Genomic DNA, 14,972 nt, shown 5'->3' on the forward strand with positions numbered 1-14,972 from the left:
TCCTCCCTGTCGGGCACATCAGCGGGCATCCGCCTTGGGTGGGGCGGCTCCGCCGGGTCTCTCTGGTGCCGGGCCGATGCTCGCATTTCCGGGTCTCGGAAGCTGCTGACCAGCGGCTGTGCGCTGTGAGTATGCCCGATCGGAGGCATCGCGTCACCGGTTAACGACCGCTCACTAAAAGAAGTATCCAGCACGTTACCCATGGCATAGAAATTGGTCCGAACCATTGACGTACTGGTCTAGTCCTCCTACGGTGACGGATCAACGCATCAGCGCGTCCATGCCAATCGGAGCATGCTCACCTCTCCCCCACGAGGAGACACCCGATGCACCTCTCGCACCGCCCCCGCGCCCGGCTCATGGCGCTCGTCTCCGCCGCGTGCGCGGCCGTCCTCGGCGCCGGGCTGCTCGCCGGCGCGGACACCGCCACCGCCGAACCCGCCGCCGGGCCGAAGCTCGCGGCCGGCTCCAAGGTCGTCGGCTACTTCACGGAATGGGGCACCTACGACCGCAAGTACTACGTCAAGAACATCGAGACGTCCGGATCGGCGGCCAGGCTCACCCACATCAACTACGCCTTCGGCAACGTCACCGGCGGCAAGTGCGCGATGGGCGACTCCTACGCCGCGGCCGAACGCACCTACACCGCCGCCGAGTCGGTGGACGGCGTCGCCGACACCTGGGACCAGCCGCTGCGCGGCACCTTCAACCAGTTGCGGGAGCTGAAGAGGAAGCACCCCGGCCTGAAGGTCCTGTGGTCCTTCGGCGGCTGGACCTGGTCGACCGGCTTCGGCGAGGCCGCACGCAACCCGGCCGCCTTCGCCCAGTCCTGCTACGACCTGGTCGAGAACTCCAAGTGGGCCGACGTCTTCGACGGCATCGACATCGACTGGGAGTACCCGAACGCCTGCGGCGCCACCTGTGACACCAGCGGCCGTGAGGCGTTCAAGAACCTGATGTCGGCGGTGCGGGCCAAGTTCGGCTCCGGCAACCTGGTCACCGCGGCGATCACGGCCGACGCCACGAGCGGCGGCAAGATCGACGCGGCGGACTACGCGGGCGCGGCGCAGTACGTCGACTGGTACAACCCGATGACGTACGACTTCTTCGGCGCCTGGGACGCGACCGGTCCCACGGCTCCGCACTCTGCGCTGAACTCCTACTCCGGCATCCCGAAGGCCGGCTTCCACACCTCGGCGACCATCGCCAAGCTCAAGGGCCTCGGCATCCCGTCGTCCAAGCTGCTGCTCGGCATCGGCTTCTACGGCCGCGGCTGGACCGGCGTCACCCAGTCGGCCCCCGGCGGCACGGCGACCGGGGCGGCCCCCGGCACCTACGAGGCGGGCATCGAGGACTACAAGGTGCTCAAGTCAAAGTGCCCGGCGACCGGGACCGTGGGCGGCACGGCGTACGCCAAGTGCGGGAGCGAGTGGTGGAGTTACGACACCCCCGCGACCATCGCGGCGAAGATGACGTACAAGAACCAGCAGGGGCTGGGCGGGACCTTCTTCTGGGAGCTGAGCGGGGACACGTCCGGCGGTGAACTGATCAAGTCCATCAAGTAGCGGGTCCCACGGGGGGACGCAGGGGCGGAGGGCCACGAGCCTCCGCCCCTGCGTCCTGCCGCTTCGTGGGTCAGCTCTCCCGGCGCGCGGGCTCCGGGGCCGGGTAGGCGGGGTCCATCTCCTCGATGGCGCGCAGGGCGCCGCCCAGCGTCCTCACCAGCAGCTCACACATGGTGTCGCGCGGCAGTCCGGGGCGCTCGGTCCAGTCCAGGGTGGCACCCTCCACGCTGCACACCCAGGCGAGCAGGCCCACGCGGGCGAGCGGGGCGATGTCGGTACGGCCGTACGCCCCCTCGGCGATGGTCGCCACGATCGCCTCGCGCACGCCGTCCCGGATGGCGTGCACCTCGGCGTCGAAGCCGACACCGCCGCTGACGATGGTGCGGTAGGCGGCCTGGTTGTGCTCGGCGTAGCGGAGATAGCTGTCGATGGTGCGGTGCACCCGGTCGACCGGCTGGAGTTCGAGGCCGCTCGCGGCGAAGGTGACCAGGTCGGCGACGGAGTCCTGGATGATCGCCAGGTAGTAGCCGCGCTTGGACTGGAAGTAGTAGTAGATCAGCCCCTTGGCGACATGGGCCTGGCGGGCGATGTCGTCCATGGAGAGCGCGTCGTACGACGTGTCGGCGAACAGCTTCCGCCCGATGCTGATGAGTTCGGCACGGCGCGCCAGCGAGCGCTCGGTGCCGCGCGCCCGGGGCCGGGCCGCGTCACGCTGTTGACTAATATTCAATTTAGACCCTGTTGTTCAACGGGCGGCGGGACATCCGCAGTATGGCAGACCTGCACCAACTGCTCGTTCGAGTCTGATCGAGTTTGGTGGGTCTGCCCGACAACCGGGTCGGGACATGTCCGACCAAAGGGCTCTGTGTGTGTCAGCTCACAGCAGGCCGAGCTGAGTGATCAGCATCGCGACGACCATGACGAGGGTCCAGCCCATGACGTGCTCGAGGATCTTCGGGCCGTCTTCCCGGGGGCCGCCGGTACGGACGCGCGCGGCGGTGGCGGAGTGCGTGGTCATAGGCCCACCCTGCCACCGACGACCGTGTGTGGGGCGGAGACGTTGCTCACAGCACGCCCGGCGCTCACACCACGCCCACCGCCGTGAGCGCCGCCCGCTGCCGCGGGGTCGGACGCGCCGGGAAGTAGAGGTAGCAGACGCCGCCGGTGCCGGAGGCGACCTTGCCCTCGGCGTTGTACCGCTTGGTCCGCAGCCAGATGTTCTCCCACTCGCGCCGCTTGTAGACGCGTCGCACCGCCTCGTTGCTCGGCGAGTTCGGGTCGTTGGCGATCACGTCGCCGTCGGCGGTGAAGCCGATGACGGTCATGAGATGCCCGGCGGTGCCGTACCCCGCCCCGGCCAGCTCCCCCTTCAGAAAGGACTGGGACGTTATGGCCGGGATGCCGGCCGCGATCAGCGTCTCCAGGTCGGTGAGCGAGCCGAGCCGGGTGACGACGCCCTGGAGGTCCTTGAAGGTGGCCGCGTAGGCGGCGTTGAAGGGCCAGTTGCCGCAACCGTTGTACTGGTGGTCGAAGGTGTACCGGGCCGCGTGGCAGACCTGCGGATCGGCGAACGCCGGGTCGACCCAGGCCAGCTGCTCCGGGGTGAGCCGGCCGCCCCAGTACTCGACGATCATCTGCGAGGAGGTGGGGCTGCACCAGGCCTCGCCGCCGTTGTCGTACTCCGGGTACTGGCCGATGTGGATCTCCTGCGAGTAGCGCGGGACGGTCAGTTCCCGGTCCAGGCCGGGGGTGGAGGCGGGAACCGTGAAGCGGTCGGGGACGTCGGAGCCCATCGCGCCGGCCCGCCACACGGTGGGGGTGAGCTTCGTTCCGGGCCTGCGGTACAGGGTCAGCCGCAGCCGGTAGGAGGCGACGCGCAGTCCGCCGGCCGGGTCGTCGACGGCGAGGGTGTCCGTCCAGACGGTGCTCTTGCCGTCCTTCTGGTCGTCGACCGAGGTCCGCCTGATGTCCTGGTCACCGGCGGCCCAGCGGCCCAGCACGTACCAGGGGGTCGCGGTGCCGTCCGAGTACGTTCCCCCGAGTTCGATCTGGATCCAGGTGCCGGTGGGGGTGTGCGCGTTCCAGGAGGCGATCACCTCGGTCGCGGGGACGGTGAGCCGGTGGACGGGGGACGTCCAGGCCGCGTACTCCCAGGGGGCGCTCCCGCCGGTGTGCGGGTCCGTGTAGTCGCGGGTGCCCGCGGCCGTGGCGATGACCAGGCCGGGGCGGGCGCCGGCGACGGCCCGGGTGCCCTGGGCGGTACCGCCGCGCCAGTCGGTGTACGTGGTCCAGGCGCGGTTGTCGACGGTGCGGGCCGGGGCCTGCGCGAGGGCCGGGGCCTCGGCGGTGGCGTCGAGGGCGACCGCCGCGCCCGCGCCGCCGCTGACGGTTGCGGCGACCGCTGCTGCCAGAACGATTCTGCGGGACGGCTGCTCGGCTCTGCTCATGGGCGGAAGACCCCCAGGGTGTCCGGGTCGGGCGGGTCCAGTGCGGCCGGTGCTCGGCTGTCCGCCCACTATGGCCGCAGGGGCGGGCGTCTGCCAGCACTTCGGCCCGGGCGCGCCTACGAATATTGGTGTCGACCACTGGCATGACCTGGGCGGAGGCCGAATGGCTCAATCGGCGTACGGGCGGGGCGGGGTGAGCGGCCGCCGGGCGGATCCCGGCTCCCGGCGTCCGCGCCGCGTGGCACCGGACGCCGGGAAGGGTGACGAGTCGTCAGACGAGGTCCATCGCCGCGACCTCGTCGGGGCGGCCGTAGCTGACCGGGCCGTGGAAGCGGCGGCGGGCGCTGGTGAACCACCACACGGTGGCCACGGCCAGGACGACGGCCAGGGCGACCGGCGCGTAGTTGAAGGTGCCGGCGGTGACCGGCGAGGCGTGCGGCAGCATGAACAGGACGCTGCTGAGCAGGGTCCAGGCCACCGCGACGACCCCGACCGGCCGCCCCCAGCGCCCCAGGTGCCAGGGCCCCGGCTGGAACTCGTCGCCCAGACGCAGCCGGAGCAGGATCGGGACGGCGTACGCGAGGAAGAGGCCGACCACGTTGACGCTGACGATGGCGGTGAACGCCGTGTGCGACCACCAGCCGGGCACCACGAGCGCCAGCGAGCAGGCGACCGCCAGCCAAACCGCCTTCACGGGGGTGCGGGTGCGCGGCGAGACCGAGTGCCACCAGCGGGAACCGGGCATCGCGCCGTCCCGGGAGAAGGCGAAGATCTGCCGGGTGTTGCTGGTGAGATTGGCGAGGCCGCAGAAGAGCATGGCGCCGATCACGATCAGCAGCAGCGCCTTCGCCGTGCCCGCGCCGAGCCCGTCGATCAGGATCTGCACGGGCGACGCGTCGGCGCTCGCCACCCGGTCGTAGTCACGAATGCTGTAGACCAATGCGAGCATCAGCAGCAGTCCCGCTATCGCCGAGTAGGCGATGGCCCGGGTGATCCCGCGCGGCGCATTGACCGTGGCCCGGACGGTTTCCTCGGACATGTGGAAGCTGCCGTCGAAGCCGGTGAAGGTCCAGCTGGTGACCAGCAGACCGAGCAGGCCGCCATAAAGGCCGCTGGTGAAACCGGTGTTGTTCGCGAAATGCGTGACGAACGAAGTCGACTGATGATGATCGGGCATGACCATCAGGGCGGTCACGATGATCACGAGTCCGATCAGCAGCCACCACACGGAGATCCGGTTCAGTACGGCGACCAGCTGCACGGTGTAGGTGTTGGCGAGCCCCTGGAGCACGATGATCAGGGCCGTGATCAGCACCGTTCGGTGTCCGGTCGGCTCGTACGAGGGCCACTGAAGGGCGATGAACGCCTGGACGAAGGTGGCGGCGGCGTATCCGGTGGCGGCCGTGCCGCCTACCTGGCCCACGAAGTTCAGCCAGCCGGTGTACCAGGACCAGGCGCCCTTGTGCCGCTTGGCGAGCTTTCCCGCGGAGAAATACAGCGCGCCGCTCGTCGGATAGGCGGAGGCGACCTCTGCCATCGATGCCCCCACGAAGAGCACCATGACGGAGACGCCGATCCAGCCGAAGACGAGAACGCTCGGGCCGCCCGCGTTCAGACCGAATCCGAAACCCGAAAAGATACCCGAAATGATGTTGATGATGGTGAAGGAGATGGCGAAATTGTCGAATGCCTGAAAGCGGCGGGTGAGTTTTCTCGGATAACCCATCGCATGCAGGGTCGCGTCGTCGTCGAGCGCGATCGGATCGGCTCCCCCGCGTGCCGCGGCACGCGGAACCGATATCCGTTCTGACACGGGTCGGGCCTTTCTCTAGGTGGGGGGTTGTGGTCCGTCAGGCGCTCGGCACGGGCAGGCCGCAGGCGCGGCGCGCCCGGGACAGCTGCGCGGCCGGGTCACCGAAGACGGACCAGGGCATGCGCGAGGCGTACGGCCCCATCGCCGTGAAGACGGCGCGTGCCTCCTCCTCGCACCGGGCCATGACCAGGGCGTGCGCGAGGTAGGCCAGGTCGAGGACCGGAGTGAAGGGGTAGTCGGCCACCGTGGGCAGCCAGTTCCGGTGGATCGACAGCGAGGTCGAGCGCCACTGCGGCTGCTCCCAGACCCGGTCGGCGAGCAGTTGGGTCGGGTCGTAGCACTCCACCAGGGCGACCAGCGGCAGCAGGCGCAGCGGTGAGTCGGCGGGGGCCCGCTGGCCGAGGAAGGCGGCGACGTCCCAGGCCGCGGTCACGGAGCCGCCGTAGCGGGTGAAGAAGCAGGCCAGGAAGCGGTGGTGGGCCTCGCGGTGCCAGGGGTCGAGGGAGAGGATGTGGGCGAACAGCTGCCAGGGGCCGGGCGGCGCCGTGAGCAGTCCGCGCGGCGCCCGGTCGCGCAGCCGGTGCAGCCGGGCCATGGCCAGCTTGGCCACCAAGGGCGTCGGATCGGCGGGGGCCGCCGCGGCGGCCCGGTCGCAGGCGGCCAGCGCTATCCGCTCCAGCGCCTCGGTCCGCGGGTCGCCGGCGTCGGCCGCGCGCAATGCCCGCAACACGGCCACCCGCGCCCACATCAGCGCCGCCTCGGGGCCGGGATCCTCGTGCAGCCAGCGCTCGACGAGATCGGAGTCGGCGGCCTCCGAGGCGAGCACCAGAGAGCGGTGGGCACGCAGGGCGAAGTCACCGCGGGTTTCGGCCAGGGCGTCGAGGGAGCTCAGATATCGGCCGGCCCGGACATCGACGCATACGCTCCCGAGCACGCGGTCGTCGGCCGCCGGATGCCACACATACTGCCCCTCGAATAACCCCGCGGCCATCTGTCCCAGCCCATCCCCGTTACGGCGCCTCACAGTTGCACTCCAGGCACCTTACTCAGCGTGCGGCTCAACCGGAACGTGGATTTCACCGTGGTGGCCGGAGTTTTTCGACGGGATTGCGGGCAGCCGTCGGCTAGTTCAAAGTGACACCTTTTCCCATCTCCTTCTCGCGCTCTAGAATGTTCCAAAGAGATATGCCCACCACCCCGTCCCACTTCAGGAAAAACGATTCACAACCTCGCCACCCGGCTCCGCCGCCTCCCCCCGTCCTGCGGCCCGGTCCGTCTGATCGCCGTCGACGGACACGCCGGCTCAGGAAAGTCCACGTTCGCCGGGCAGTTGGCCCGCGCGCTGGACGACGCCCCGGTGCTGCATCTCGACGACATCGCGAGCCATGCCGAGCTGTTCGAGTGGACCGGGCGGCTGCTGGCCCAGGTGATCGAACCGCTCGCACGAGGCGAGGCCGCCCACTACACCCCCTACGACTGGCGGGCCCGCCGCTTCGGACCGCCCGTCGCCGTGCCGCCCGCCCCGGTCGTCGTCGTCGAGGGCGTGGGCGCCGGCCGTCGCGCACTGCGCCCGCATCTCGCCCAGTTGCTGTGGATGGAGCTGACGCACGAGGAGTCCTGGACCCGGGGGCGCGCACGGGACGGAGCGGAGCAGCGGGAGTTCTGGGACGGGTGGGTCAGGGCGGAACTGAGGCACTTCACGCAGGACCCGTCCCGGCCCTTCGCCGACCTTCTGGTTCGGCAGAGCGGGAAGGGGTATGAGGTGGTTCCTGGGCCTGCCGGGACCGTTGGACCGGACCAGACGGTCACACACGGTGACGACCCAACGGCAATGTGCTGAACTTGTGAAGAGCCCTCTCGGGCAAGTTCGCGGAGTGCCTCAACTCTGCTTGACCCGGGGGCCGTACAGGACTTACGTTCTCAATGTGCGGTCAATCGAAGCCGCCCACTGACGCGAAGCCCCCGGTTGTTCCCCCGTGATCGGGGGCTTCGTTCTGCCCTGACTCCTCATTTCGGGCGCCGAGAGACGCGATTCGCTCACCCTGGGTCACCGAGCGCGCTCCGCCCGATCCGCTCCCACCTCGCCAAACGGCCGGTGCGGCACCCTGGGGCGGGCGACACCCTCGCAGGTACGATGCCCTCGGTGCGGCGTACGGACGGCTGCTCTGCGCACCGTTGCAACTCCGGTCCGCGGCACGGCGGTTCGATCGATCCGATCAAGGCGGCCGACGGACGAGCGGTCGGTCAACCGACGGGGGCACGGTTTGTGGGGGACGTGATGGACTTCGGCACGCAGGGCCCCGAGGCCCCGGCCGACCTCGCCTGGTTGCGAGGTGTGGATGCCTACACGATGGGGGCCTATCCGCAGGCGGAGGAGGAGTTCCGCACCGCGGTACGGATCGATCCCGGGATGGCCGACGGCTGGCTCGGTCTGCACGCGCTGCGCGTCGACACGACGACCGCGCTGCTGCGGATGTACCGGCACCGGGAGCGCTTCGGGGAACAGCGCGCCCGGCATCGGCGGGCGATCAACTCCTGGTACTGGCTGGGCTGGTGGGTGCAGCCGGTGCTGGAGAGCCCGCGCGATCTGCTCCTCGCCCACGCCTCCCACTGGCTGGACGGACGGCATGTGCCGGAGCTGGACCGGGCGCTGGCCGGGCTCCCGCCCGTCGACACCGACCACCAGGTCCGCTTTCTGCACGCGTGCCGCTCCTATCTGGTCAAGGACTGGGAGCAGCTCGTACGGCACACCGACCCGCTGCTCGACGACGCGATGCTCGGCATCGAGGCGGGCCTGTTCGGCGGCATGGCGCGGGTGCGACTGGAGATGTACGGGCAGGCCGAACCTCTGCTCTCGGCCGCGCTGATGCGCTGCCGCAGCGAGCAGCCGCAGCGCAAGGAGCTGCGGTACTGGCTGGCGCGGGCGCACGAGGGCACGGGCCGGTCCGCCGCCGCGCTCCCCCTCTACCGCGCGGTGCACCGGGTGGACCCCGCCTTCATGGACACCTCGGCGCGGCTCGCGGCCATCGCCGAGGGCGACGGCTACGACGACACCACCGACCTCGCGGCGATCACGTTGACCGGGTTCGGCGGGGACATGGGCGACGGACCCGATGGGCTCGACCCGCTCTTCGGCACCGAGGGGCGCGACCTGAAGCTGTCCGACCCGGACCTGCCGCCCACCGGGCCGCTGCCGTCGGTGGTGGATCCGACGGTGCGCGAGAAGACCGCGGTGTCGTCGCAGCCGTTGCCCGCCGGGCCGACAGACCCCCGGTTACTCGAGGAGGCGCTCGCCGAGCTCGAGCGCATGGTGGGTCTTGAGCCCGTCAAACGGCAGGTCAAGGCGCTGTCCGCCCAGTTGAACATGGCCCGGCTGCGCGCCGGGCAGGGGCTGCCCGTACAGCCGCCCAAACGGCACTTCGTCTTCTCCGGCCCGTCGGGCACCGGCAAGACCACGGTCGCGCGCATCCTGGGCCGCGTCTTCTACGCCCTCGGGCTCCTCGGCGGCGACCATCTCGTGGAGGCCCAGCGGGCCGACCTGGTCGGCGAGTATCTGGGCCAGACGGCCGTGAAGGCCAACGAGCTCATCGACTCCGCGCTCGGGGGCGTGCTCTTCGTCGACGAGGCCTACTCGCTCTCCAACACCGGCTACGGCAAGGGCGACGCGTACGGCGACGAGGCCCTCCAGGTGCTGCTGAAGCGGGCCGAGGACAACCGGGACCACCTGGTGGTGATCCTCGCCGGCTATCCCGAGGGCATGGACCGGCTGCTGGCCGCCAACCCCGGCCTCTCCTCCCGTTTCACGACCCGCGTCGACTTTCCCTCGTACCGTCCGCTCGAACTGACCTCCATCGGTGAGGTGCTCGCGGTGGAGAACGGTGACGTCTGGGACGAGGAGGCGCTGGACGAGCTGCGGTCCATCGCCGGGCATGTGGTGGACCAGGGGTGGATCGACGAGCTGGGCAACGGGCGGTTTCTGCGGACGCTGTACGAGAAGAGCTGCGCGTACCGGGATCTGCGGTTGTCGACGTATCCGGGGGCGTTGACGAGGGACGACTTGTCGACGCTTCGGTTGCCGGATCTGATGCAGGCGTACGGGGAGGTTCTGTCGGGGCGGGGGCCGCAGGATCCGTCGGCCATGTGACGGACCCTGCGCGGCGGTGGATTCTCGCCCCCGCCGCCCCTACCCGTCCCATCCTTGAAGGGGCGCTGCCCCTTCCACCCCGCCAGGGGGCTCTGCCCCCTGGACCCCCGCTCCTCAAACGCCGGAGGGGCTGAAATATGGGGACGCCGGCGGGGCTGCGCCAAGGCTGGGGTCAGACCGTCAGTGCTCCCTCCGGCTCTCCCGTGCTCAGGCGTGGTCCCGTCACCCGTACCTCCGGCAGGTCCCGGTGGGCCGGGTCGCGGACCTCGCCCACCAGGAGTTCGAGGACGTCCTCGAGGGCGACGAGGCCGAGGACTCGGCCGGAGGCGTCGGCCACCTGGGCGAGGTGGGTGGCGGCGCGGCGCATGACGGTGAGGGCGTCGTCCAGGGGGAGTTCGGAGCGGAGGGTCGTCATCGGGCGCCAGACGTGCTGGGGCACCGCGCGTTCGGACTCCTCCAGGTCCAGGACGTCCTTCACGTGGAGGTAGCCCATGAAGGCGCCGGTCTCCGCGGCCACCGGGAAACGGGAGTAGCCGGTGCGGGCGGTGAGGGCGACGATCTGGCCGGGGGTGACCGACGGGCTGACCGTGACCAGGGACTCGCGCTTCAGGAGGACGTCCGTCACCGGGCGGGAGCCCAGCTCCAGGGCGTCCCCCAAACGTTCCTGCTCCTCCGGGTCGAGCAGGCCGGCCTGGCCGGAGTCCTCGACGAGCCGGTTGAGCTGCTCGCTGGTGAAGACCGCCTCGACCTCGTCCTTCGGTTCGACGCGGAAGAGCCGCAGGATGGCCCGCGCGACGGCGCCGAGGGCCACCGTGATCGGACGGCAGAAGCGTGCGAAGTAGACCAGGCCGGGGCTGAGCCACAGCGCGACCTTCTCCGGCGCCGCCATCGCCATGTTCTTCGGCAGCATCTCGCCGATGACCAGGTGGAAGAAGACCACCGCGGCGAGCGCGATGACATAGGTGAGGGGGTGGATCATGCCCTGCGGCAGGCGAACCCACTCGAACAGCGGCTCCAGCAGGTGCGCCACCGTGGGCTCCGCCACCGCGCCCAGCGTCAGCGAGCACACCGTGATGCCGAACTGCGCCGCCGCCATCATCTGCGGCAGCCGCTCCAGGCCGTACAGCACCTGGCGGGCGCGGGCCGTGCCGAGCGGTTCGATCTGGCTGCGGCGGACCGAGACGAGGGCGAACTCGGCGCCCACGAAGAAGCCGTTGGCCAGGACCAGCAGCGCCGCGAAGAGAAGTTGGAGCACGCTCATCGGGCGACCTCCACCACGGCCCCGGTCCGGACCAGCCGGACGCGCTCGGCGCGGTAGTGACCGACCCGGCGCACCGAAAGCCGCCAGCCCGGCAGTTCCGCCTTGTCACCGACGGCCGGGATACGGCCGAGCTGATCGGCGACCAGCCCGGCGACGGTCTCGTACGGGCCCTCGGGCACGTCGAGTCCTATGCGCTGCAGGATGTCGACCCGGCAGCTGCCGTCGGCGTCCCAGGCGGGCCGGCCGTCCTCCGGAGGGGCGGCGGCGAGTTCGGGCAGGTCCTGCCCGTCGTGTTCGTCGCGCACCTCGCCGACGATCTCCTCGACGATGTCCTCCAGGGTGACGACCCCGGCCGTACCGCCGTACTCGTCGACGACGACGGCGATGGGCTGCTCGCTGCGCAGCTGGGCGAGGAGCGGCTGGACGGGCAGGGTCTCGGGGACCAGCAGGGCCGGGCGGGCGATACGGCCGACCGGGGTGCGCAGCCGTTCACTCGAACGGATCGCCAGGGCGTCCTTCAGATGGACCATGCCGACGATCTCGTCGATCCTCTCCCGGTAGACCGGGAAGCGGGACAGACCGGTGGCGCGGGTCAGGTTCACCACGTCCTCGGCGGTCGCCGACGACTGCAGGGCGCTGACCTTCACGCGCGGGGTCATCACGTGCTGCGCGGTGAGCTCGGCGAGCGACAGGGTCCGTACGAAGAGATCCGCGGTGTCCTGCTCCAGGGCGCCGGCCTGGGCGGAGTGGCGGGCCAGGGAGACGAGTTCACCGGGGGTGCGGGCGGAGGCCAGCTCCTCGGTCGGCTCGATGCCCAGGGCGCGCACGAGACGGTTGGCGACGGAGTTCAGCGCGGCGATCACCGGGCGGAACAGCCGCGCGAACACATGCTGCGGGCCGGCGACGAAGCGCGCGACCTGCATCGGCCGGGACACCGCCCAGTTCTTGGGCACGAGCTCGCCGATCACCATCTGCACGGCCGAGGCCAGCAGCATGCCGACGACCACGGCCACCCCGGACACCGCGCCCTCGGGGATGCCGATCGCGGTGAAGGGGCCGCCGAGCAGCTCGGCGAGCGCCGGTTCGGCGAGCATGCCGACGACGAGGGAGGTGATGGTGATGCCGAGCTGGGTGCCGGAGAGCTGGAAGGACAGTTCCTTCAGTGATTCGACGACCCGGTGGGCCCGTCGGTCGCCCTCGGCTGCGGCCTTCTCGGCGTCCGTCGCCTCGACTGTGACCAGGCCGAACTCGGCGGCCACGAAGAAGCCGTTGGCGAGAATCAGGAGGAACGCGGCTGCCAGAAGCAGCAAGGGGATGCTCATGATGCCGCCGCCCCGGTATGTCGGGAGGGGGCGGCGCAGGTACTACAGGACGATCCGTCCATCGCTGGAGGGAATCACTCCTCGGGTAGCAGGGGGCCTCTGAGTGCGGGCTGGGACATCAAAGGCGGAGGCGTCAGAAAACGCCTCCGCCAACAGATTAATCAAGACATGGCGATTTACGTCAGGGTGAACGTCCCCCAGTGAGCCCCGATGGCCCCCTGAGTCAGCCCTGATGCTCCTCCGGACCCCTGAGGGCACGGGCCTCGGCGAGCGCCCGCAGTGCGCGTGCGTCGGCGATGGCCCGCTGCTTGGCGATGCCGGGCTGGATGCCGAGCGCGGGCAGGCTGGTGCCGTCGCTGAGGTTGAGGAACACCCAGGGGTCGCCCGGACGGAGGTTTACCTGGACGATCTCGGCCCACTCCAGTCGGCGCCTGGTGGCGATGTTCACCACGGTGACGCCGGTCTCGTCGGCGACGACCTTCACGCGCGCCAGCATGGCCAGCACGCCGAACATCAGGGCGCCGGTGAAGACGAAGCTGAGGCGCTCGCCGGGGCCGAGCTTCTCCAGCAGCAGCGCGACCGCCGTGATGACGACGAAGATCGCGACGCCGGCGGAGAGCAGGACGGCCCTGGTGCGGCCCGGCCGGAATGTGACGGGCAGGGCGGGCAGTTCGGAGGACATCGGTCTACGGCCTCTCGGGTCAGAGGCGGCAGGCGTGGATGGCCGTGGTCAGGATGGCCCGCGCGCCGATGTCGTACAGGTCGTCCATGATGCGCTGGGCTTCCTTGGCGGGGACCATGGCCCGGACGGCCACCCAGCCCTCGTTGTGCAGCGGCGAGACGGTCGGCGATTCCAGGCCGGGCGTCAGAGCCACGGCCTTCTCCAGCTGCTCGACGCGGCAGTCGTAGTCCATCATCACGTAGGTCCGCGCGACCAGGACGCCCTGGAGGCGGCGCAGGAACTGCTGGACCTTGGGCTCCTCGCCGTCCGCGCCGGTGCGGCGGATGACGACGGCCTCGGACTTCATGATCGGCTCGCCTACGACCTCCAAGCCGGCGTTGCGCAGCGAGGTGCCGGTCTCGACGACGTCCGCGATGACCTGGGCGACACCGAGCTGGATCGCGGTCTCGACGGCGCCGTCGAGGTGGACGACGGAGGCGTCGATGCCGTGGTCGGCGAGGTGCTTGGCGACGATGCCCTCGTAGGAGGTGGCGACCGTCTTGCCGTTGAGGTCCGCCAGGTCGGCGCCGACGGTGCCGGGCTTGGTGGCGAAGCGGAAGGTGGAGCGGGCGAAGCCGAGGGCCAGGATCTCCTCGGCGTTGGCGCCGGAGTCGATCAGCAGGTCACGGCCGGTGAGGCCGATGTCGAGCTGCCCGGAGGCGACGTAGATGGCGATGTCGCGGGGGCGGAGGTAGAAGAACTCGACGTCGTTGCCGGGGTCGACGATCCGCAGTTCCTTGGACTCGCGGCGCTGGAGGTAGCCGGCCTCATGCAGCATCTCCGCCGCAGGGCCGGACAGGGAACCCTTGTTGGGGACGGCGATGCGCAGCATGAGGTCGGCTTCCTTCGTTCGCTCTTACGGGTGTGCTGGTTCGGTGGTGCTCAGAGGTGGGCGTAGACGTCGTCGAGGGAGATCCCGCGCGCGACCATCATCACCTGGACGTGGTAGAGCAGCTGCGAGATCTCCTCGGCGGCGGCTTCCTTGCCCTCGTACTCGGCGGCCATCCAGACCTCGGCGGCCTCCTCGACGACCTTCTTGCCGATGGCATGGACGCCCTTGCCGACCAGCTCTGCGGTGCGGGAAGTGGCGGGGTCGCCGCTTACGGCCTTGTGCTGGAGCTCGGTGAAGAGCTCCTCGAAAGTCTTCTTGGACATGGTGGCGCCCACTTTACGCGTTGACCGGACGACCTAACGCCATGGTTCGGATACTGAGCGGAGGGTCGCCGCCGTGGCCACCGCCGCCGTCACCGCCTCGTGTCCCTTGTCCTCGTTGGAGCCCTCGATGCCCGCCCGGTCCAGGGCCTGCTCCTCGGTGTCGCAGGTGAGGACGCCCATGCCGACGGGGACTCCGGTGTCCACCGAGACCTGGGTGAGGCCCTGGGTGACGCCCTGGCAGACGTACTCGAAGTGCGGGGTGCCGCCGCGGATGACCACGCCGAGCGCCACGATGGCGTCGTAGCCGCGGCCCGCGAGGACCTTGGCGACCACCGGGAGTTCCCAGCTGCCGGGGACCCTGAGCAGGGTCGGCTCGTCGATCCCCAGGTCGTGCAGGGCGCGCAGCGCGCCGTCCACCAGACCGTCCATCACCTTCTCGTGCCACTGCGCCGCGATGACCGCGACCCGCAGGTCGCCCACATTGCGTACGGACAGCTCCGGTGCGCCCTTGCCGCTCACGTTCTCAGGTCTCCTCGGTGTGTGC

The 14,972-nt window shown here is 70.2% G+C and carries 14 protein-coding genes; 3 read left to right on the forward strand and 11 right to left on the reverse strand.

What is annotated here, in order from left to right; translation table 11 throughout:
• Positions 1-326: 326 nt before the first annotated feature.
• Positions 327-1,565 (forward strand): glycoside hydrolase family 18 protein, encoded by a 1,239-nt coding sequence (locus tag AQJ67_RS30255; protein WP_062722523.1) that lies wholly within the window; start codon positions 327-329, stop codon positions 1,563-1,565.
• A gap of 70 nt (positions 1,566-1,635) precedes the next feature.
• On the opposite strand, the gene AQJ67_RS30260 is transcribed toward AQJ67_RS30255, so the two are convergent.
• The 5 genes from AQJ67_RS30260 to AQJ67_RS30275 form a co-directional block, all read right to left on the reverse strand.
• Positions 1,636-2,295: a TetR/AcrR family transcriptional regulator gene (locus tag AQJ67_RS30260; protein WP_062722524.1), complete on the reverse strand. Its 660-nt coding sequence runs from the start codon at positions 2,293-2,295 to the stop codon at positions 1,636-1,638.
• A 147-nt stretch (positions 2,296-2,442) separates the two neighbouring features.
• A complete protein-coding gene (locus AQJ67_RS47085; protein ID WP_107123022.1) occupies positions 2,443-2,583 on the reverse strand; it encodes an SCO1431 family membrane protein in 141 nt (46 codons plus the stop codon).
• Between the two features lie 64 nt (positions 2,584-2,647).
• The gene (locus tag AQJ67_RS30265; protein WP_062722525.1) at positions 2,648-4,012 is read right to left on the reverse strand and encodes a peptidase C39 family protein; all 1,365 of its coding nucleotides are present in this window, start codon (positions 4,010-4,012) and stop codon (positions 2,648-2,650) included.
• A 271-nt stretch (positions 4,013-4,283) separates the two neighbouring features.
• Positions 4,284-5,825: an amino acid permease gene (locus AQJ67_RS30270; protein WP_079056264.1), complete on the reverse strand. Its 1,542-nt coding sequence runs from the start codon at positions 5,823-5,825 to the stop codon at positions 4,284-4,286.
• Between the two features lie 37 nt (positions 5,826-5,862).
• Positions 5,863-6,816 carry a hypothetical protein gene (locus AQJ67_RS30275; protein ID WP_208615073.1) on the reverse strand — a complete coding sequence of 318 codons (954 nt, stop codon included), beginning with the start codon at positions 6,814-6,816 and terminating at the stop codon, positions 5,863-5,865.
• Between the two features lie 228 nt (positions 6,817-7,044).
• On the opposite strand from AQJ67_RS30275, the gene AQJ67_RS30280 reads away from it, so the two are divergent.
• Positions 7,045-7,665 carry a nucleoside/nucleotide kinase family protein gene (locus AQJ67_RS30280; protein ID WP_079056265.1) on the forward strand — a complete coding sequence of 207 codons (621 nt, stop codon included), beginning with the start codon at positions 7,045-7,047 and terminating at the stop codon, positions 7,663-7,665.
• Positions 7,666-8,103: 438 nt separating this feature from the next.
• On the forward strand, positions 8,104-9,969 hold the full coding sequence (locus AQJ67_RS30285) for an AAA family ATPase (protein ID WP_062722529.1): 1,866 nt from the start codon (positions 8,104-8,106) through the stop codon (positions 9,967-9,969).
• Between the two features lie 172 nt (positions 9,970-10,141).
• Here AQJ67_RS30285 and AQJ67_RS30290 read toward each other — a convergent pair whose 3' ends face one another.
• The 6 genes from AQJ67_RS30290 to ribH form a co-directional block, all read right to left on the reverse strand.
• Complete coding sequence (locus AQJ67_RS30290; RefSeq protein WP_062722530.1) at positions 10,142-11,230, reverse strand: hemolysin family protein; 1,089 nt, start codon at positions 11,228-11,230, stop codon at positions 10,142-10,144.
• Positions 11,227-12,552 carry a hemolysin family protein gene (locus AQJ67_RS30295; protein WP_062722531.1) on the reverse strand — a complete coding sequence of 442 codons (1,326 nt, stop codon included), beginning with the start codon at positions 12,550-12,552 and terminating at the stop codon, positions 11,227-11,229. The genes AQJ67_RS30290 and AQJ67_RS30295 overlap by 4 nt, the downstream gene beginning before the upstream one ends.
• 223 nt (positions 12,553-12,775) lie before the next feature.
• On the reverse strand, positions 12,776-13,234 hold the full coding sequence (locus tag AQJ67_RS30300; protein WP_062722532.1) for a PH domain-containing protein: 459 nt from the start codon (positions 13,232-13,234) through the stop codon (positions 12,776-12,778).
• 19 nt (positions 13,235-13,253) lie between these two features.
• The gene (hisG, locus tag AQJ67_RS30305) at positions 13,254-14,105 is read right to left on the reverse strand and encodes an ATP phosphoribosyltransferase (RefSeq protein ID WP_062722533.1); all 852 of its coding nucleotides are present in this window, start codon (positions 14,103-14,105) and stop codon (positions 13,254-13,256) included.
• Between the two features lie 50 nt (positions 14,106-14,155).
• A complete protein-coding gene (locus tag AQJ67_RS30310) occupies positions 14,156-14,428 on the reverse strand; it encodes a phosphoribosyl-ATP diphosphatase (RefSeq protein ID WP_062722778.1) in 273 nt (90 codons plus the stop codon).
• Between the two features lie 33 nt (positions 14,429-14,461).
• Positions 14,462-14,947, reverse strand: coding sequence for a 6,7-dimethyl-8-ribityllumazine synthase (gene ribH, locus AQJ67_RS30315; protein WP_057614122.1), 486 nt, complete (start codon positions 14,945-14,947; stop codon positions 14,462-14,464).
• Between the last annotated feature and the right edge of the window lie 25 nt (positions 14,948-14,972).

The sequence above is a fragment of the Streptomyces caeruleatus genome, assembly GCF_001514235.1.
Lineage (GTDB): Bacteria > Actinomycetota > Actinomycetes > Streptomycetales > Streptomycetaceae > Streptomyces > Streptomyces caeruleatus.

What these genes read in the sequence shown, in the direction of transcription:
- AQJ67_RS30255 (WP_062722523.1), top strand. Translation starts at nt 327, where the DNA reads ATGCACCTCTCGCACCGCCCCCGCGCCCGGCTCATGGCGCTCGTCTCC.
- AQJ67_RS47085 (WP_107123022.1), bottom strand. Translation starts at nt 2,583, where the DNA reads ATGACCACGCACTCCGCCACCGCCGCGCGCGTCCGTACCGGCGGCCCC.
- AQJ67_RS30265 (WP_062722525.1), bottom strand. Translation starts at nt 4,012, where the DNA reads ATGAGCAGAGCCGAGCAGCCGTCCCGCAGAATCGTTCTGGCAGCAGCG.
- AQJ67_RS30275 (WP_208615073.1), bottom strand. Translation starts at nt 6,816, where the DNA reads ATGGCCGCGGGGTTATTCGAGGGGCAGTATGTGTGGCATCCGGCGGCC.
- AQJ67_RS30285 (WP_062722529.1), top strand. Translation starts at nt 8,104, where the DNA reads ATGGACTTCGGCACGCAGGGCCCCGAGGCCCCGGCCGACCTCGCCTGG.
- AQJ67_RS30290 (WP_062722530.1), bottom strand. Translation starts at nt 11,230, where the DNA reads ATGAGCGTGCTCCAACTTCTCTTCGCGGCGCTGCTGGTCCTGGCCAAC.
- AQJ67_RS30295 (WP_062722531.1), bottom strand. Translation starts at nt 12,552, where the DNA reads ATGAGCATCCCCTTGCTGCTTCTGGCAGCCGCGTTCCTCCTGATTCTC.
- AQJ67_RS30300 (WP_062722532.1), bottom strand. Translation starts at nt 13,234, where the DNA reads ATGTCCTCCGAACTGCCCGCCCTGCCCGTCACATTCCGGCCGGGCCGC.
- hisG (WP_062722533.1), bottom strand. Translation starts at nt 14,105, where the DNA reads ATGCTGCGCATCGCCGTCCCCAACAAGGGTTCCCTGTCCGGCCCTGCG.
- AQJ67_RS30310 (WP_062722778.1), bottom strand. Translation starts at nt 14,428, where the DNA reads ATGTCCAAGAAGACTTTCGAGGAGCTCTTCACCGAGCTCCAGCACAAG.